The organism is Bacillus sp. LBG-1-113 (genome assembly GCF_020708615.1).
GTDB lineage: Bacteria > Bacillota > Bacilli > Bacillales > Bacillaceae > Bacillus > Bacillus mojavensis.
The window spans coordinates 242,859-262,089 of record NZ_JAJFDG010000005.1; the positions used below are offsets into that span (position 1 = coordinate 242,859).

General features: G+C 42.6%; 13 protein-coding genes and 1 pseudogene. 6 read left to right on the plus strand and 8 right to left on the minus strand.

The features are described 5' to 3' along the window. Window positions 1-64: 64 nt before the first annotated feature. Entirely contained in the window at window positions 65-1,921 is a 1,857-nt protein-coding gene (locus LJF29_RS14520) for an LTA synthase family protein (RefSeq protein ID WP_229149214.1), read from the plus strand. Window positions 1,922-1,947: 26 nt separating this feature from the next. Here the strand turns inward: LJF29_RS14520 and LJF29_RS14525 are convergent, their stop codons facing one another. Next, the gene (locus LJF29_RS14525) at window positions 1,948-2,874 is read right to left on the minus strand and encodes a substrate-binding domain-containing protein (RefSeq protein WP_229149186.1); all 927 of its coding nucleotides are present in this window, start codon (window positions 2,872-2,874) and stop codon (window positions 1,948-1,950) included. A gap of 110 nt (window positions 2,875-2,984) precedes the next feature. On the opposite strand from LJF29_RS14525, the gene modA reads away from it, so the two are divergent. Both modA and modB read left to right on the plus strand, forming a co-directional pair. Continuing rightward, the gene (gene modA / locus LJF29_RS14530) at window positions 2,985-3,767 is read left to right on the plus strand and encodes a molybdate ABC transporter substrate-binding protein (RefSeq protein ID WP_229149188.1); all 783 of its coding nucleotides are present in this window, start codon (window positions 2,985-2,987) and stop codon (window positions 3,765-3,767) included. Beyond that, window positions 3,739-4,449 carry a molybdate ABC transporter permease subunit gene (modB, locus tag LJF29_RS14535; RefSeq protein ID WP_229149194.1) on the plus strand — a complete coding sequence of 237 codons (711 nt, stop codon included), beginning with the start codon at window positions 3,739-3,741 and terminating at the stop codon, window positions 4,447-4,449. The genes modA and modB overlap by 29 nt, the downstream gene beginning before the upstream one ends. Before the next feature lie 15 nt (window positions 4,450-4,464). On the opposite strand, the gene pgoN is transcribed toward modB, so the two are convergent. Beyond that, a complete protein-coding gene (gene pgoN / locus LJF29_RS14540; protein WP_229149196.1) occupies window positions 4,465-5,295 on the minus strand; it encodes a glyoxal/methylglyoxal reductase in 831 nt (276 codons plus the stop codon). Between the two features lie 446 nt (window positions 5,296-5,741). On the opposite strand from pgoN, the gene LJF29_RS14545 reads away from it, so the two are divergent. Beyond that, entirely contained in the window at window positions 5,742-6,758 is a 1,017-nt protein-coding gene (locus LJF29_RS14545; protein WP_141949171.1) for a hypothetical protein, read from the plus strand. A gap of 331 nt (window positions 6,759-7,089) precedes the next feature. On the opposite strand, the gene LJF29_RS14550 is transcribed toward LJF29_RS14545, so the two are convergent. Continuing rightward, entirely contained in the window at window positions 7,090-8,526 is a 1,437-nt protein-coding gene (locus LJF29_RS14550) for an SIR2 family protein (RefSeq protein WP_141949172.1), read from the minus strand. 108 nt (window positions 8,527-8,634) lie between these two features. Here LJF29_RS14550 and yvgO point away from each other — a divergent pair. After that, a pseudogene (gene yvgO, locus LJF29_RS14555) lies at window positions 8,635-8,808 on the plus strand (stress response protein YvgO); the annotation flags it as partial. Window positions 8,809-8,853: 45 nt separating this feature from the next. Here yvgO and LJF29_RS14560 read toward each other — a convergent pair. From LJF29_RS14560 to helD, 4 genes are all read right to left on the minus strand, one after another. After that, window positions 8,854-10,866, minus strand: a complete 2,013-nt coding sequence (locus LJF29_RS14560; protein ID WP_015483688.1) for a Na+/H+ antiporter — start codon at window positions 10,864-10,866, stop codon at window positions 8,854-8,856. Window positions 10,867-11,120: 254 nt separating this feature from the next. Continuing rightward, window positions 11,121-12,839, minus strand: a complete 1,719-nt coding sequence (gene cysI, locus LJF29_RS14565; protein ID WP_229149198.1) for an assimilatory sulfite reductase (NADPH) hemoprotein subunit — start codon at window positions 12,837-12,839, stop codon at window positions 11,121-11,123. Between the two features lie 25 nt (window positions 12,840-12,864). Next, complete coding sequence (locus LJF29_RS14570; protein WP_229149200.1) at window positions 12,865-14,679, minus strand: assimilatory sulfite reductase (NADPH) flavoprotein subunit; 1,815 nt, start codon at window positions 14,677-14,679, stop codon at window positions 12,865-12,867. A gap of 174 nt (window positions 14,680-14,853) precedes the next feature. Continuing rightward, window positions 14,854-17,178, minus strand: a complete 2,325-nt coding sequence (gene helD / locus LJF29_RS14575) for an RNA polymerase recycling motor HelD (RefSeq protein WP_229149202.1) — start codon at window positions 17,176-17,178, stop codon at window positions 14,854-14,856. 577 nt (window positions 17,179-17,755) lie between these two features. On the opposite strand from helD, the gene LJF29_RS14580 reads away from it, so the two are divergent. Beyond that, window positions 17,756-18,190, plus strand: coding sequence for a hypothetical protein (locus LJF29_RS14580; RefSeq protein ID WP_168748739.1), 435 nt, complete (start codon window positions 17,756-17,758; stop codon window positions 18,188-18,190). 109 nt (window positions 18,191-18,299) lie between these two features. Here the strand turns inward: LJF29_RS14580 and LJF29_RS14585 are convergent, their stop codons facing one another. Next, entirely contained in the window at window positions 18,300-18,911 is a 612-nt protein-coding gene (locus tag LJF29_RS14585; protein ID WP_010331875.1) for a trimeric intracellular cation channel family protein, read from the minus strand. Between the last annotated feature and the right edge of the window lie 320 nt (window positions 18,912-19,231).

A 19,231-nucleotide genomic window follows, 5' to 3' on the forward strand; every position in this document is an offset into this window, starting at 1 on the left:
GTAGGTTTTACATAAGAAGCATCTTATGGCAGATGTTCAAGAAAACGTGAGGAGTTATAAATTGATGAAAGGAACCCTTTTTCACAATCAGCGTTTTTTAAGTTTATCCATCTTATTCATGTGGATCAAAACTTATGTGATCTATAAACTGGGCTTTGATTTGCAGACCGACTCTCTATTACAGGAGCTGATTCTGCTGATCAATCCGCTTAGCTTCATACTCCCTCTATTTGGAATTGGCCTGCTTTTAAAGGGCAGCAAGCAGCGCATCTTTTTGCTGATTGCCAATTTGGTTCTGACTGCCATTTTGATCTCCAACACGATTTTTTACGGCTTTTATATCGATTTTATTACCATCCCGGTTTTGTTTCAGGCAAGCAACATGAGCGATATGGGCAGCAGTGTAAAAGAGCTGTTCAATCCTTTGTTCATCGCTCTGTTTGCGGATTTGGCTTTTCTTCTGCTGCTCTCCAGAAAAGAAAAGAGACCGGAGTCAAAAGCGAACCCCCGTACGGTCAAACGGTACTATGCCGCTTCCTGCGGGATTCTTATATGTACGCTGGGGCTTGCCGAAATTGAACAGCCGAAGCTCTTGGCCCATTCCTTCGACCGGGAAGTGCTCGTCAAAAGTATTGGTCTGTTTCAGTTTCACATCTACGATACCATTTCTCAGACTGTCAATATGAGTGCGAAGGCATTTGCCGATGAAGACAGCCTCTCTACAATCAAAAACTACACTGAGGCTGACTACAGCAAGCCCAATCAAAGCAAGTTCGGACTGGCAAAGGGACGGAATGTGATTTTTGTGACGCTTGAATCGACTCAAAGCTTTGTTCTGAATGAAAAGGTAAACGGAAAAGAAATCACCCCTTTCATGAATGACCTGATGAAGAAGAGCTATACCTTTGATCATTTTTATCAGCAAACAGAGCAAGGCAAAACGTCTGATTCGGAATTTATCGTCGCTAACTCTCTCTACCCTTCCCTAAGCGGCGCCGTCTTTTTTACGAAAAGCGACCATCAATTTCATACGATGTACAAATCACTCAAGCAGCATGATTATTATTCAGCCGTCTTTCACGCCAATCATAAGACATTTTGGAACAGAGACGTGATGTATGAAACGTTTGGGATTGACCGCTTTTTTGATGTCGATGAGTTCCATGTGACTCCTGAAACCTCAACAGGCTGGGGATTAAAGGATAAGGAATTTCTGGAACAGTCAGCTGGTAAACTGAAAAGCCTGCCGCAGCCGTTCTACAGCAATTTCATCACATTGACGAACCATTTTCCGTTTGAAATTGACGAAAAGGATCAGCTGATTGATGAATATGATTCAAGCAGCGACCTGTTAAACCGCTATGTGACGACGGTTCGCTATGAGGATGAAGCACTGAAGCATTTTATCAAAAAGCTCAAGGATGAAGGCTTATACGAAAACTCGATGATTGTCTTTATGGGAGATCATTACGGCATCTCAGAAGCCCATAATAAAGCCCTGGCAGAGTTTTCAGGAAAAAGTGACATTACGCCGTATGACACCGTCCAGCTTCAGCGGGTGCCGTTTATCATTCATATTCCTGGAATCACTGATCAAAATCCGGAAACAATCTCCGATGCCGGAGGGCAGGTTGACGTCAGACCGACTCTGATGCACCTGCTCGGAATCAATACAAAAGGTGATATTCAGTTCGGCAATGATTTGCTGTCAAACGACCGAACGCCATTTGCCGTGCTGAGAAACGGCAGCTTTATCACGAACGACTATGTGTATACGAAAAACACATGCTACAGCCAAAAAACAGGAGAAGTGTTAGAAAACCAAGATGCGTGCACTCCCTATAAGGAAAAAGCAAATGAAGAGCTGTCTCTCTCTGATAAAATGTTAAACGGAGACCTTCTGCGTTTTTATGGTCAATAAAAAAATCCCTCTAAGAGGGATTTTTTTCATGTTTCGTATATCACTTTGCCTGTCAGCTTCGTTTGATAGCCATTGAGATGAGACAGGTTGGCCTTATATTCTTCCGATTTCAAGATGCTCTTTACAGCTTTAAGCAGCTGCTGGTGTTTTTTCAAAATGACAACGTCGTATTGCTCCTCGATGAGCGGGATAAAATCAACGCTTCCCATATGTGCCGCGTGCTGCGCCCCGATTCCCGCGTCTGCCTGTCCGCTTGAGACTTGGGAGGCAACAGCATAATGATCAGTCACAGTGTCACTGTACCCCTTAACATCTGAAGGCGTCACACCAAGCAGACCAAGCTGTTCGTCAAGCAGCACTCTTGCGCCCGATCCTTTTTCTCTGTTGATGATGCGAATGTCGGTTCGTTTCAGGTCATTCCAGCCTTGTATGTTTTTTGGATTTCCTTTTTGAACGTATAGGCCGGCTTTGCGAAGAACAACATTCATCTGACAAAACGGTTCGCCTGACAGAATGCGTTTGACATAAGGCGTGTTATATTGAGCGGTTTCCGCATCGTACAGATGCAGGCTGACAATGTCGCATTTGCCTTGGTACATGTCAATCAGGCTGTTTAAGCTGCCTTTGTATTGGCGGAGCGGCGTCTCTTGAATGGCATTTTCCAAATGCTTGCTGAGCAGATCCATCGATATATCCTGTCCGCTGATAACGACATTCTGCCTGCCCTCCGGCATCGGCTCCTGTGCCTTTCTTGGCTCTTCGTGTGTAGACACAGGCTGAGACATCCTCATGTTTGCCTTATATTGCTTTAAATCTGCTTCATCGACACGCATCTGCCTTCCGACACGGTAAGCAGGGATCATGCCTTTTTTAATCAAATCATAAACGGTCAGCTTTGATACCTTCAGCAGACCAGCAACTTCTTCTATCGTATAGGAAGAGGTTTCATTCATTATCATCACTCTCCTATTCCATTATACCTTTTCGGAGAATGTATAAAAACCCACATAATCCAAACATAATCCGTTATAATTAGATATAACTAATCATAAGGGGTGCAATCATGTTTAAGAAGTATTCCATTCTGACCGTAGCATTAACTGTTTTTCTGCTTGCAGCAGGCTGCTCTGCCAGCCAGTCATCAAGTGACAATGAGAAAGAAGTGACCTTAACTGTTTCAGCAGCTGCCAGTGCCCAGGATGCACTCGAGGAAATTCAAAAGAATTATGAGAAAGCCCATCACAATATTACGATCCAAGATAACTTTGGCTCATCAGGCGCCTTACAAAAGCAAATTTCTCAAGGAGCCGGGGCTGATCTGTTCTTCTCAGCCGCTGAGGACAAATTCCAAAAGCTTGTAGATGATGGGGATATCGCTAAAAAAGACAGCACTGATGTAGTCGGAAATGAAATTGTGCTGGTCGTGCCAAAAGACGGAGATTCACCTGTCAAAAGCTTCGACAATCTGACTGATTCAGAAAAAATCGCTCTTGGAACCCCGGAATCCGTGCCGGCAGGAGCTTATGGAAAAGAATCACTGACAAAGCTGTCTCTATGGGACAAAATAAAAAATAAGATCGTTTACGGAAAAGACGTTCGCCAGGTTCTTTCATATGTAGAAACAGGCAATGTAGACGCAGGCGTCGTTTATAAAACGGACGCGCTGATCTCTAAGAACGTCAAAATCGTCGACGAGGCAAAAGCTGACACACACAGCCCGATTGTTTATCCGTTAGGAATTGTAAAAGATACGAAACACCATAAGGAAGCGAAGGAATTTTACGATTACCTGCAAACAGATGAAGCCATGAAAGTGTTTGAGAAATATGGTTTTACTGCTGAATAACATCAGCACTTCAGAATTTTTGACGCCGGTTGCGCTTTCCTTTCAAGTGGCGGCGGTCGCTGGAATCGCGGTGATCATTCTCGGTACATTAGCAGGAGCGTGGATGGCGCGGGCTTCATTTTTCGGAAAAACTGCACTCGAAACGATTTTTATGCTTCCTCTCGTTCTTCCGCCCACCGTTGTCGGTTTTATTTTGATCGTCATTTTTGGAAAGCACAGCTTCATCGGACAAGCGATCGAATGGATCTTTCACCAGCCCGTCATTTTCACCTGGTGGGCCGCTGTGATTGCTTCTGCTATCGTGTCTTTTCCGCTTATGTATCAATCGGCCAAAACTGGATTTTCCGATATTGACCCTGATATAGAGGGAGCGGCAATGGTAGACGGCGCAAGCAGATGGAAGGTGTTTATCCATATCTCCATTCCGCTAGCATATCCATCATTGCTGACCGGAAGCATCCTCAGCCTGGCGCGGGCGCTCGGTGAATTCGGCGCCACCTTGATGTTTGCCGGGAATATCCCGGGTGTTACCCAAACACTGCCGACGGCCATTTATGTGGCTTTGGATTCCGGCAACAACACACTTGCGTGGGCTTGGGTCGTCTCTATCATCGTAATTTCCTTTCTGATGCTGTTTTTGATTCAACTGAAAAAAACACATGAAAAAACTCCCCGTACTTAGACGGGGAGTTTTTGATTAAAACAGAAGCTCGTCGGGGTTTGGACCGACACGTTCATCTTGATTTAACGCATCAATTTTGTCCATGTCTTCTTGAGACAATTCAAAATCAAAAATATCAGCGTTTTCGATAATACGGTGTTCTTTAATGGATTTTGGAATCGTTACAACTTCATGCTGAAGATCCCAGCGCAAAATCACTTGCGCTACAGATTTATTATATGTTTCAGCGATCTGTGTGAGCACATCGTTATCCAGCAGCTGCCCCTGCATAAGCGGAGACCATGCTTCCAGCTGGATGCCTTGCGCTTTGCAGTAATCTCTTAATTCTTTTTGTGTCAAACGAGGGTGAAATTCAACTTGGTTCACCATCGGTTTGATTTCAGCATCTTTCAAAAGCTCTTCTAAATGATGAACTTGGAAGTTGCTGACGCCGATCGCGCGGATCTTGCCGTCTTTATACAGCTTTTCAAGCGCGCGCCATGTATCTTTATATTTATCCTTGCCAGGCCAGTGGATTAAATATAAGTCTAAATAATCAAGCTGAAGTCTTTCCAGGCTTTTTTCAAAGGCAGCAAGCGTTGTGTCATATCCCTGATCTTCATTCCATACCTTTGATGTAATGAAGAGCTCTTCTCTTGCAACACCGGATTCTTTGATGCCGATTCCTACACCTTCTTCATTTTTATAGACAGCCGCTGTATCAATGCTGCGGTAGCCATTTTTAATCGCAGCTTTAACAGATTCAGTCGCTTCACTGCCGTTTTCTACTTTAAAAACACCAAGACCGAACCAAGGCATTTCAACTCCGTTATGTAGCTTTACAGTATCTTTTAAACTTGTTGCCACTTGAACATCCACCCTTTCATTGAAATGTAAGCGTCTATATTATCTCACATTCCTCTCAGCAGATACCAATAATACGCTTAAGACCCTCTTTTTGCTTCTTTTTTCACAGTACCGCTAAACCGACATACTATTTTTTCATTTAAACAATATTGAGATAATAAGAAAAGCTGCAAGGGTATTGAATAGTGTAACCCACAATCAACAAAGGAGGAACCACGTTGAAACGCGTTCGTATTCCAATGACAATTGCGCCTGATGCCGCTTTGACAAATGCCCCTCTTCGCTTAAATTGTCAATACACTTTACTCTTTTCACCCTTCGTCCGTTGAGTATTATTAATCCCTGCAATTACCGTTTATAAGCAATTTTGACTAACTTTACGTTGCACCCATTAAAGAGTCAGGATTAAAATATTATATATCTAATAATTTTTAGGGGTGGTATTAATGCGGTTTGAAAAACTAAGCGATTTCATTGGAAGAGGTGCCCATTTATTATTCAATTTCCCGTTATATACAAAAATAAAAATTGAAACATCCGTCGAAACTAAGGATGAAAAAGAAATTCTAAGTTATGATGAAGAAACAGGACCATTAATCATTAATCATACTGAATTTATAGAAGGTAAGGACTTAAGATTCTTAAAAAGCATGGTTTTAAAAGAACATAACTTCTATCACTATTGCCCTTTCTGTAAAAAAGAAACTCCCATTATTTATAAAAGACTGGACATAGATGAGGAATATAAAGGCCACATACTTTCAACGTATTCATATATATGGGCTTCGAAAGAATATGAGTTGTACGAAGAGTCTGCTTACGAAGAATTTGCCAAAAGATACAAAGAATTTACAGAGAATATACTTGATGAAAATAGGTCATTTCAAATGAATTTTGAGTGTACTTCTAAAGAAAAACATAGGATGTATGTAATATTTCACTTAACCAAGGATAATTATCTAATAAAGACAGGACAGTATCCTTCCATTATGGATTTTGATAATTCTCTGCAAGAATATAAAAAGATTGTGAAAAACAAAGATATAATTAAAGAATTAAATAGTGCAACAATCTTAAAAACACATAATTATGGCGTAGCTTCCTTTCTTTATTTACGTAGAATTTTCGAGAACCTTATCTTTGAAAAACTTGAACAAGCTAAAGCTGAAAACAAAATTGATGAACAAAAATTCATGAAATCAAAGATGAAAGAAAAAGTAAAAATGCTTCATGAACAAGGATATGTTCCTGACTTCCTAAAGGAAAATAATACTTTTGTTTACGGTATATTAAGTAAGGGTGTTCACCAATTAACTGAAAAAGAATGCTTAGCAAACTTTGATACACTTAGAACTGCTATCTTAATAATTCTCGAAGAAAAAATTGAAGCAAAACGAAAAGAAAAATTAAAGAAAGAAACAAAACTTAATTTAAGTAAAATAAATTCAGATTTATCAAAGTAACATATAATTCCCTAAGTTCAACTTTGTTTATAAATACATTCAACACACCTTTCTCCAAGCGGTTGGTACCCCCGTCCCCCGTGGTACCAACCACGTCCATTACTTCACGTTTTAATTCCCTTTGGATTAACATGGATTATTCGTATCGGTAACGTTATGTATGTATTTTTAATCAGTCATATTAAGTAAACGTAGTATCTACTGCGTATCAGTTATTAAACGTGGGGACTCTGAAAGAACGTTGCCTCCTATGTGTCTCGTTTTAAGGCGTTAATGGAAAAGGAAATCATACAAAAAGACCGATTAACGTCGGTCTTCTTCTGTCTCATTATTACCCTCTTGTTACAGCCACTTCTGTACCAGCATCATCTATTATAATAGAGTAATCTTCATTATTTAGTACCTTTCTTAATAATTCCAAGGCTTCTTTTGAATAGCGATGTAAAGGTTGTTTGATCCCAATATCAACATGATAAATATTATTGGATTCTTTTAAGTTGAAACCTGTTTCATTATGTATTTGTTTTATAGCTTTATCTACGTAATACCAATATGATAATCCTAGCTTGTCTGCAACATCTGATATTCGCATAGGAAACATGGCTATTAACTGTTCATGGTCTGCTATGGTAGCGACCCCCATTAGATTGATTCTTTCTTCAGAAGATGTGCTATCTTCATTACTAAGACCGATAAGCCTTGCTAAACTATTTTCGTCGGTAATGTTCTGTACGTTTACTATATCTACTTCCAAGTCAGTAATAGTTTTACTTTTTACAATGTTATAAATGTTGTTTTGAAGTTCCCGTAACGTGTTAATTCCCATTGCAGAATCTTGATATAAACTTTCAAATAAACGTTCAAACGAGTTTACTAACATGTAATTAACTCTTATGCTTTTTCCTTCACCAAGATCTATCGGTTTATCCATAGGAGGTCTAATACTTGGGTCAATCTCTTCTTGTTTCCACTCAATAAACCAAATATTGTTTACAACTTCGTCGCTATCCCCACTTACAATTTCAGAAATATCAGCTAAAATACTTTTAATATTTGAATCAGTGACAGAGTAACCCAAGAAAATAACAGGGTGTTCCATAAAATAAGTTAGCAACTTGGCGGTCAAATATTTTTGTTTTCTATGAAATAATTCATAGTCTTCTTCTGAAATGATTATTTCATCAGGTCTACCGGTTGACCCATGGATTTTTAGTATATGACCAATGTTAGTAGCTTCTTTTTTTCTAATTACTTGTTGTCCAACGACAACTTTGAATTCAGGAAACAAATTCTCTAACAAAGAATCATAGTTAGTTGTTATAATAGCATGAGGCTTTAACGTTTTTAAAATTTCTAATTCTATTGAATGTGGATGCCCCTTCTCGTGGAACGCCTCTGATAATTCATCAAGTATTTGTGCAATTTGTGACTTCAAAAATATACTTTTAGAATAGGAATGGTCATATAACTCTTTGGGAAAAACATCATTCTCATACTGTTCCCAAGCGTATGATTGATATTCATCAACTAATGCTGACGCCACAGCAGGTAAATTATTATTTGTATTTTGCGTGTAATACCCAATAGGCATTTTTATAATCGGATTTAGCTTAATTAGTTTTTCCAGTAAACCTAACCAATCTGGTGAGCCTAAGTATCTTCGTGATAAACCCGAACCAGCAAATAATATAGGTCTAGTCCCACTGTCATCTAATACAGTTCTTAATCTTGTTAATGATTCAGTTATGTATGTTTCGTAGATTGACATTATAACACCTCCAAAATAATGGTATATTCTTAGTGTAATGGGTTAGGGTAAATAGGTCTACCAATATATGCGTTTTCCTTCCTGTTTATTCTATTATAAATATGAAGACACTTAAATGGTGTGCAATTTTACGGCTCAGCCGTTTACGACGGCATTACGTATGGCATTTGGGTATTTGAAGACGGAACCTTTACAAACAAAGGCGATGGCGGCTGGATCAACTGGGCCTTCAGAGGCTGGTTCGACCGGGATGGCAGCACTGTCGCATTTCATCGCCCTTAATATAAAAAAAGCTGGCGCTCTAACGCACCAGCTTTTTTGCTGCATTTATTCGCCGCCTTCAAGCATGGCGGCTTCGACATCATTAATGTATTGGCGAAGCTCATGGGAAATGTCCCGGGAAATTTCCCTCTCCTCAAAGAGCGTTTGAATTTCATTTCTGATCGCCTGCACAGCCTTCAGCTTCACTTCCAGCTTCTGATTTTCAAAATGGGCACTTGATTTTAACTCATGATGGCTGTGCTCCAGCCTGAAAATTAACTGCTTATAGAATGTAATGACAGATAAAAACACTTCTTTATGCTCTTCCGTCTTATGTTTTTCCAGATATTCTATCGCTGCTTTTGCCGTTTTCACTCTTGTTGCCCGTATCAATCCCGCTTCATTTAAAATCGACATCTCCGGCTTTTTATGTTCACCGAAGAAAATCCAATACATCAGCCTTTTGAGCCTTGTTTTTGATAATCCGACTTTAAACGGGTTGGCATACAAAATTTCCAACTCGTTAAATCGTTCTTGCAGCACATTTGCTGTTTCTTCCGGGATGTCTCCCCGCTCCAGCATTTTCATCAGCGCCTCTTGCTCAGCCTTAACCCCCTGCGCACGGACTTTTCGCTCGTGCTTCTTAATGCGATTAGATGATGTATACTGCTGAAAACGAAGATTTTTCATTTTCTCATTGTATTCAGCTATCACCGCAAGAGAGGCCGTTTTGTTTGTCTCATTCATGTCCTCTTTAATCGTTTGAAGGGCTGTTTTGATCAATTTGCGTCTCGCCGTCAGCAGCTTCTTGTTTCGTTCCTCGTCCTCTTCTTCTTTTTCAGTCAGAATCGGCAGCACAACGGTGGCAATAACAAGCGTGCATAAAATGACGCCGGCTGCTAAAAAGAGAATCAGATTTCTTTCCGGAAACGGCGTGCCGTCCTCCAGGAAATACGGAATGGAAAAAGAACCCGCAAGCGTTACTGCTCCACGCACACCGGAAATCGAAATTAACAGCGTCGAACGAAGACCCGGTTTATAGATGTTCTGATCTTTATTAAAGAACCATTTGCCGTTCCAGAAGAACAGCACCCACAGGAATCTGAGGAGCATTAACGTAAATGTGATGACTAGGATATAGCCGATCACCTTCATGTTGCTGATGGCAGTGTCGTTAAAGATAACAGAAATAACATCAGGGATTTGCGTGCCGAGAATAACGAAGACCAAGCCGTTCAAAATAAATAAAATAATGTTCCACGTACTTGAGGAGACGATTTGCAGCTTGATCATCGTTGATTCCAGACGATCCTGCTCAACCGCATGGGTAATACCGCCAGCCACAACAGCTAAAATGCCGGAAACGCCGATTTCTTCAGCTGCCAAATAAATCACAAACGGCGTCAGAATTTGAATCAGCATATGCATCGTGACATCCTGCATGCCAAGGCGGCGCAGAAGTAGGCGAAAACGAATAATCAAAAATGAAATGACAACCCCGCACAGCAAGCCTCCGAGAGAAATAAAGACAAAGCTGACAGCCGCTTGTGCTAATGAAAATGCACCAGTCACTGCCGCTGCAATCGCAAACTTAAAGGCCACCAGACCTGATGCGTCATTCATCAGCCCCTCACCTTCCAGCAGGCGAAGAATCCCTTTTGGCATTTTCACTCTTCCTGATAATGCGCTGACAGCGACGACATCAGTCGGTGAAAGAATGGCCGCAAGACCAAAGGCCGCTGCCAGCGGAATAGCAGGAATCATCCAGTGAATCGTGTAGCCGCCTACAATCACAGTCGCAAATACAAGGCCGAGTGCAAGCAATAAAATCGGAGCCCTTAAATTCCAAAGCTCTGCCCGCGGTGTCCTCTTTCCATCATTAAATAGCAGAGGCGCGATAAACAGAACAAAAAACAATTCGGTGTTTAATTCAAAATGAAGTCCCTGTGGAAATGAGGCGGCAAGAATCCCAAGAGCCACTTGAATCAGCGGCACCGGAATAAACGGAATAAACCGGTTCACGATATTAGAAATCGCAATAATCGTTAATAATACGAGCACAACTAAAAATATGTCCAAATGCATGACCTCCTTCGTCTGTTGTGTGTCGGCATGATGAGCCAAAAAATCTGTTTGTCTAAAAGCCCTTGAGCTAGGGTGGCCTTGCATCCGCTATGTGGTTTCGCAGGAGTTCTCTCCACACTTGTCTTCTTTTATAGTACCCTTTTTAGGGTATTTTTTCTCATGATATGCTCACAGTGAACTTTTTTGCAGCAGAGCAATTTACAGAAAAAAGAGACAGGAAGCTACTCCCTGTCTCTCGTCTTTCTTTCTCAGTCATGAAAATTCGTACCGTCAGTTGTTGCTTTGATAATGCCCGCGCGGATGACAAAGTCACCGAAATGCTCGCCTTCCTCGCGTTCTTTCGCATAACGGGAAAGAAGGATGCGCAGCTCGCTTAAAATGTCTGCTTCATCGATGTTTTCACGGTACATTTTGCTTAAACGGCTTCCGTCAAACGCAGCGCCAAGATACATATTATATTTGCCCGGCGCCTTTCCGATAAATCCGATCTCACCGAGTGCATGACGTGCACAGCCGTTCGGACACCCTGTCATGCGAATGGTGATTTCCTGATCACGAAGGCCGTTTTCGTCAATAATCTCTTCAATCTTATCTAACAGGGTCGGCAAATAACGTTCTGCTTCAGCCATTGCCAATCCGCAGGTCGGAAGAGCGACGCACGCCATCGAGCTGCGGCGGAGCGCTGAATGGTGCTTGCCGTCAGTTAGTCCGTATTGTTCAATTATAGCACTGATTTCTTCTTTTTTATTGCTTGAAACGTTCGCAATCATTAAGTTCTGATTGGCTGTCAGCCGGAACTCACCTGTATGAACTTTGGCGATTTCCCGCAAGCCCGTCATCAGCTTATAATCATCGTAATCCGTTATACGGCCGCCTTCGACAAACAGCGTGAAATGCCATTTATCCTCGATGCCTTCCACCCAGCCGTAGCGGTCGCCGTTATGGTCAAAATGGTACGGCTTCGCTTCTTCCAGGCTCCAGCCGAGACGATTTTCCAATTCCTCTTTCACTGTTTCCAAACCGAGGCGGTCAACTGTGTATTTGAAGCGGGCATTTTTACGGACGGAACGGTTTCCGTAGTCTCGCTGAATCGTAATTGTTTTTTCAGCAACGTCATACATTTGTTCAGGGCGGCAAAATCCAATTACCTTCGCTAATTGCGGATATGTCGCTTTGTCGCCGTGCGTCATTCCCATACCGCCGCCGATTGCCACGTTAAATCCGATAAGCTTGCCATCGTCCACAATCGCAATGAATCCGAGATCCTGTGAAAAGACGTCAATATCGTTTGACGGCGGAACCGCAATACCGATTTTGAATTTCCGCGGCAGGTAAAGCGGCCCGTACATTGGCTCGACTTCTTCTGCGTCAGGTGTGCCGGCCACTCTTTCTTCATCAAGCCAAATTTCATGATACGCTCTCGTCCGAGGCAGAAGATCATCACTTAATGTTTTGGACCATTCGTATACTTCAGAATGGATTGCAGACTGGTAAGGATTCGATGTGCACATGACATTCCGGTTTACATCTCCGCAAGCTGCGATTGTATCCAGAAGAGCCGAGTGGATCGTCTGAATGGTTTTTTTCATGTTCCATTTTAAAATCCCATGCATTTGGAACGTCTCACGAGTCGTCAGCTTTAGGGTGCCGTTACCGTATTTCTGTGAAAGATCATCCATCACGAGCCATTGCTCAGGCGTTGATACGCCGCCCGGCATACGGACGCGCAGCATGAACTGATAAGCCGGTTCAAGCTTTTGCTTTTGGCGTTCATTGCGGAGGTCACGGTCATCCTGCAAATAACTGCCGTGGTGTTTCATCAGGCGGTTATCATCATCCGGAATTCCCGCACTGATCCGATCTAGCATCACTTCTTTCAGTGTGCCGCGCAAATAATCGCTTTCTTCTTTAATGCGCTCGACGTCACTTGGAGAGCCGTCCGGTGCTTTTAAGATTTTGGTCACCATGTTGAAAAACTCCTTTCAGGTCAAATCAGTATACATCACGCTGATAACGTTTTTGTTGCTGCATATCGGCAAGATAAACTTCCGCTTCTTCACGGGTCATATTGCCTTCTTTTTCTATAATTTCTAAAAGTGTGTTATGGACATCGTGTGCCATGTGCTTTTCATCTCCGCAAATGTAAACAGCCGCTCCTTCTTGAAGCCATTCAAACAGTTCTGCACTCTGTTCAAGCATGCGGTGCTGCACATACACTTTTTCTTCCGTATCGCGTGAAAACGCAACGTCCATTTTTGTGAGCACGCCGTCTTTCAGCCAATTCTGCCACTCTGTCTGATAAAGGAAATCTGTAACAAAATGCTGATCACCGAAGAACATCCATGCTTTTCCTTCAGCTCCCGTCTCCTCTCGTTCCTGCATAAAGGAACGGAACGGCGCAACGCCTGTCCCAGGGCCGACCATGATAATCGGTGTTTGAGGATCCTTCGGAAGCTTGAAGTTCTGATTATGCTGGATATAAACCGGCAGTGTGTCCCCCGGCTGCAGACGCTCCGCACATAAAATCGAGCAGACGCCTTTTCGTTCGCGGCCATGCGCGTCGTACCGGACTGCACCAATCGTTAAATGCACTTCATCCGGGTTTGCGGATAAGCTGCTCGCAATTGAATAGAGGCGGGCCGGCATTTTTCGAAGAATGGATACAAACTCCTGTGCCGTTACACTGAACGGGCCATAATCCCGGATCAGATCAAGCAAATCGCGCCCTTCCATATACGCTTTCACTTTCCCCTCATTTCCCGGTGCTAAAAGCTCTCTAAGCTCCTCGCTTCCCGTCAAATGAGCAGCCTGTTCAAGAAGCGGCTTTGTGAGAACAGTAATTTCATAATGGGAAATCAGCGCTTCTTTCAGCGGACGGACATCGCCTTGCTTATTCAGCGTCACAATTTCTTCGGGATCCCAATTCATTTCCTGAAGCAGCGCATCGACAAGCTCCGGATCATTTTCCGGATAGACGCCGAGGCTGTCACCAGGTTCATACGTAAGGCCTGATCCTTCAAGAGACAATTCCACATGGCGTGTTTCTTTATTTGATCCGCGACCGTTTAAATTTAAATTTTCTAACACTTCCGCCCGAAACGGATTTGTTCTTGAATACGCAGATTCACCAGTTTGAGGCGCTGCTGCTGGCGCAGGCGCGGCGCTTCCGCCCTCTGCTTCACTCAAGCCCTCAAATACGCTTTCCAGCCATTCAGTAGCCGGCTCATCATAGTCCAAATCACAATCAACGCGCGGAGAAATTCGTTTCCCGCCAAGCTCTTCCAAGCGCTGATCAAATTCTTTCCCTGTCTGACAGAAGAATTCGTATGAACTGTCACCAAGCGCCAAAACAGAAAAGCGAAGATCCTCAAGCTTAGGCGCCCGTCTTCCGTGCAAAAATTCGTGAAACGACAGTGCGTTATCAGGCGGCTCGCCTTCGCCATGCGTACTGACGACAATCAGAAGATTGTTAATTTTCTTGAGCTGGTTCGGCTTAAAATCACTCATAGATGAAACGGTGACTTGAAAGCCTCGCTCCTCAAGCTGCTTGCCGGCGTTCTCTGCAAGCCCTTGTGCGTTTCCCGTCTGTGAACCGTAAAGAACGGTGATTTCTTTTGAAATGGCCGGTGCCGTTACACCCGCTGACTCAGCAGCCGGCGCCCCCGCTGTTTCCAGTACGGAAACAGATTGCGCTGATAAATAGCCGCTCAGCCAAATTTTCTGAGATTCTGTCAAGGTTGGCAGAAGGCGGTTAAGGAGCTCTGCCTGCTCCTGATTAAACGGACTGTTCATGACCTGAAGTTGCAACGTATCCACCTCACAAAATTGTATAAACTGATCGAAATAGTATCTAATTGAACTTTACCGGAAGACACACCGCAAGTAAAATATATTTACATGATGATAACGATTAAGATTATTAATGATAAAACCCTTTGTCTCATTGAAATGAAGAAAAAAAGAGAAGGGATCCCTTCTCTTTCAATCAGCAATCTTATACAAATGAGGGGGCACAGCACTCACAAACGGACTTGGCTCACCGATAGAAGAAACAGTCAGCCCGTGCATGGCCCGGGTGCAGGCAGTGTACAGCAGCCTGCGGTCGTGCTCTGTTCTATATTGCTCTTCTGAGGCATCATAGACAAGTACTGCGTCAAACTCAATTCCCTTCGCTAAATAAACCGGAATAACACAGACTCCCTTTTGAAACGTTTGGTTTTCTTTATGAATCAGCCGAATATCGATATATTCGCTCATTTGAGCGTGTGACTGTCTTGACTGCTGCGCCGTTTTGCAAATAACGGCAATGGTTTCATGCCCTTTCTTTCTAAGGCGCCCAATTTCTTTCGTAAGCTTTTGGCAAAGATCCTCGCGACCCTCGCTTTTTAACACGCAGGGCATTTCCCCATCTCTGTTAAAAGGCTCGATATCCGCCCCGTCCTGAAGCAGCGCCTTTGTCAATTCCACAATTTGTCTCGTTGATCTGTACGTTCTTTTTAAACGGACACATTCAGCCTGCTCATCTTCAAAGCCGGCATCCATACGCGCTGCACCGTTTATTGCATGGGCATAAATAGACTGATTGATGTCACCGAGCACTGTCATGCTGGCAGACGGGAAAATACTCCTTATATACGCCATCTGGAATGGAGAATAATCTTGAGCTTCATCGATAAATAGATGTTTGATCTGCGTGTTTTTCTTTCTGCCTTCTAGCAAATCCTGCAAATACAGAAATGGAGACGCGTCCTCATAGAGCAGTTTATTTTCTCCAAATGCCGATCTTGTCAGCTCCCCTATTGCCGCAGTTTCCTCTGTTTGAGCTTTGCTTCCCCAGTCAGAAAACAATTGCAGATACAGCTGTTTGACATCAAGAAACGCCAGCTGTCTGACTGCCTGTTTAATTGGGCTGAAAGCCTTTTTTACAATCATGGCGGCAAGCAGCTGCTGTTCTCTTTGATGATCGTTAAATGTACTCTCACTAAACCGTTTCCTTGCCTGCAGCTTTTTGTACACTTCCAAATATTCCTCTTTGTCGAGAAGCTCGGCTTCCTGAACGACCCAATCCTTTCGCCGTTCCTTTTTCTCCAGCTTGTTAAGCTCACTCAGCAGCCAATTTGCTGTTTGTTCCATTCGATTCGGAATGGACTGGCTTTGATCGAGCGAGTAAAAATATGCTTGGACCTGTTCCTTTGTGATCAGTTTTTGCTCGCGGAAAACGATATTTTTAAAGATCATTCCTTCAGAAGACAGCCTGCTGACGTATTCATCAATAAATTGCTGAAAAGATAAGCCTGCCTTCCACGTGATTCCGGCAAGCCTTGATTGAAAACGGCCATCTTTTGTTTTGGCCAGGCAATATTCCAGCTGATCAAAGGGGCTTTCACATTGAAACTTGCGGCCAAGCCGATGCTCGATATATTCCTGAAACGTCGCCTGCTCCATATTTTCTTCGCCTAATTCAGGCAAAACTGAGGAGACATAGCTGTTAAACAAAAAGTTGGGAGAAAATAAAACGATTTGTCCGGCATCAATGACACCGCGGTGCCTGTATAACAAATAAGCGACACGCTGGAGCGCCGCTGACGTTTTTCCGCTGCCTGCCGCACCCTGCACAATCAGAAATTTGCTTTTTTCATTTCGGATAATCTGATTTTGTTCTTTTTGGATTGTGGACACAATGTTTTTCATTTGTGTATCAGAGTGGTGGCTCAACACCTCTTGGAGCATCTCATCTCCGATCGTCATATCTGTATTAAACATCGCTTTGAGAGCGCCGTTTTTAATGATAAACTGGCGCTTCAGCACCATTTCCCCTTCTATCGTTTCACCGGGTACCTCGTATTCAGCTTTTCCTGGGGAATAATTATAGTAAAGGCTTGATATCGGCGCTCTCCAATCATAAATCAGAAAGTGTTCCTCCTTATCATCCATACAGGATGCTAAACCGATATAGATCTGCTCCGCCTGTTTGTCGCCGTTTTCAATAAAATCAATCCGGCCGAAATAAGGCGTTGCTTTTAATTGATGAATTCGCTTGAGCTGCTGATCCATATGCCGATGATTCCGTTCCCGATCAGACAGCAGCTCTGCTTGCTGCTTAATGCTAGCCATCGTTTCAACAGCTTCATGAGCGTCATCAAAGTTAACCGTGACATCTTCCCAGAAGTTTTTTCGTAATCCGATAATATCATGCTTTAACCCGCCCGCGGACGTTTCGAGAAGCCGCTCTTTATTCTCGAGCTCCTGCAGTACATCATCTATTCTTGACTGCTCTTCTTTCCATTCCTTATCATGCTGATTCATGAACGGCACCTCCAGAAAATAGTTGACAAACGAAGAAGAAATAAGGTAAAATAGAATTGGATATATATTTAATATATGATAAAAACAGGCAAATACAATTTATAATAGCACATTCACCCAACATCGTTCAAGGTTTGGGTTATTTATATGCATTAAAAAACCGATTTCAACTCGAGATCGGTTTTTTATTTTAAGATTTCACATTGATCACTGCTGGACGTGCTTTTCTTAGGTTGCGAATCTTCTCTTTCATCAGTATCGATTCTTTATTCCATTTAACCTTCGATAGAATATATCTTTTTCATTTTAAAAACACCGCAGAGCTTTACAGTGTTTGTCTGTTCATCTAACGTGAAGAATGACTAAACTGGCTGTTATTGTTATCTTTCATAAAGCAACTACATCCTTGCTATCGTACCTATAGTCGCAGTAAAATAGTCATTTTTCATCCAATTTCGACATATTTCAACAAATTGAAGTTTTTAATTTGGGAGAATAGGACGATGTTACATTATTTCTCTCGGTTTATGATATGAACATGAAGAAAGAACCAGAATAAGTTAGGAGGAAATACTCAGTGAAGAAAAAGCTATCTATGATGTTGCTGGCATTCGTCGTAGCCGTTACAAGTTTTACGGCGATTGACCTAGTAAACAACAAAGCGGAAGCTAAAGATTGGGTTAAAAAAGGGCAAATATGGAGTACTCATTACCACTCGGGCTCATTTAAAAACTATACTTACTCGCCAACTTTTCATATTTATTATCCAGGGCAAGGAACTTGGGCCAACATTAAGGCAAACGGATCAGGCAGCGGGAAAATTACAGCAACTCTGCAACAAAAGACAAATAAAGGCTGGAAAAACGTTAAAACTTTTTATGCAACGAAAAAAGGCTCTACAAATTTAAGTTACAAACAAGCTTCTAAAAGCTACAAAACAACATACAGATTCAAATTCACTAACACAGGAACTAAAAAAACCATCAGCTATACCTTTTGGGCTACCTATTAATTTTCAAACAGCTTTGCTCTGTGCGGTCAGCATTCGAAAGGACTTTTTATTTGATCCCAGCAGGCTACCATAAAAGAAACCTCTCCATGACGGAGAGGTTTCTTTTATTTTACTGACTATCTAAGCGAAAATAACGGTTTGGCAGCTTCCAATTGAACATATAAGAACAAACGCGGCATACGACGAGCACAAAAAACAGCGCGTATAAACCGATCGAGTTTCCGGTCCAGCCTAAGCCGACGATTAAACCGCCGAGCGCCGCCCATACCGCATAGATTTCCGCTTTCAGCACGAGCGGCTTGCGCCCGGCAAGCAGGTCCCGAATGATTCCTCCGCCGCTTCCCGTCAGCACCGCAGCCACGATAACGGCACTAAGCGGATGCCCCATTTTAACGGCATACAGGGCGCCCTGAATAGCGAAGGCTGCAAGACCAATCGCATCCGATAAATTTCCCCATTTGTTCCAATGCTTCAGCAGCAGCTTTGGAAACAAGAAAACGATCGTGATCGATACCAGAGCGATTTGAAAGTATGCACCCTGCTCCCACAATGCTGACACCGGAACGCCGATCAGCAAATTGCGGATCGCTCCTCCTCCAAAAGCTGTGACAATCCCTAATATATAAACACCTAAAATATCATATTCTTCTTCCATTGCAACAATTGCGCCGCTGACCGCAAACGCAATGATGCCGATCACACTGAGCAGCTCCCAAGCCATTCTGATGACTCCCTTTATATTTGTTAAATTTTCTGACGACCTCTAGATTTTATAACCGCTTCAGGTGAAAATCAATAACATTTTTATGATAAAAAAAGATAAATTTAGAGGGAAAACAGCAAACACTGATCAGCGTGTGTTTGCCCCTGGCAGCTCCTATCATTTGTACAAGTTAAAAAAACGCCCTGCATTCGGGACTGACCCCATAAGATGAGACAAATAAAAAACACCTTCAAGTTTGAAAACGGATAGTTGTTATCCGAAATAAGACTTGGAGGTGTTTTTTGTATGGGAACAAGAGTGAGTTATCCGATTGAAGT

What these genes read in the sequence shown, in the direction of transcription:
- LJF29_RS14520 (WP_229149214.1), top strand. Translation starts at nt 65, where the DNA reads ATGAAAGGAACCCTTTTTCACAATCAGCGTTTTTTAAGTTTATCCATC.
- LJF29_RS14525 (WP_229149186.1), bottom strand. Translation starts at nt 2,874, where the DNA reads ATGAATGAAACCTCTTCCTATACGATAGAAGAAGTTGCTGGTCTGCTG.
- modA (WP_229149188.1), top strand. Translation starts at nt 2,985, where the DNA reads ATGTTTAAGAAGTATTCCATTCTGACCGTAGCATTAACTGTTTTTCTG.
- LJF29_RS14545 (WP_141949171.1), top strand. Translation starts at nt 5,742, where the DNA reads ATGCGGTTTGAAAAACTAAGCGATTTCATTGGAAGAGGTGCCCATTTA.
- LJF29_RS14550 (WP_141949172.1), bottom strand. Translation starts at nt 8,526, where the DNA reads ATGTCAATCTACGAAACATACATAACTGAATCATTAACAAGATTAAGA.
- cysI (WP_229149198.1), bottom strand. Translation starts at nt 12,839, where the DNA reads ATGGTGACCAAAATCTTAAAAGCACCGGACGGCTCTCCAAGTGACGTC.
- helD (WP_229149202.1), bottom strand. Translation starts at nt 17,178, where the DNA reads ATGAATCAGCATGATAAGGAATGGAAAGAAGAGCAGTCAAGAATAGAT.
- LJF29_RS14585 (WP_010331875.1), bottom strand. Translation starts at nt 18,911, where the DNA reads ATGGCTTGGGAGCTGCTCAGTGTGATCGGCATCATTGCGTTTGCGGTC.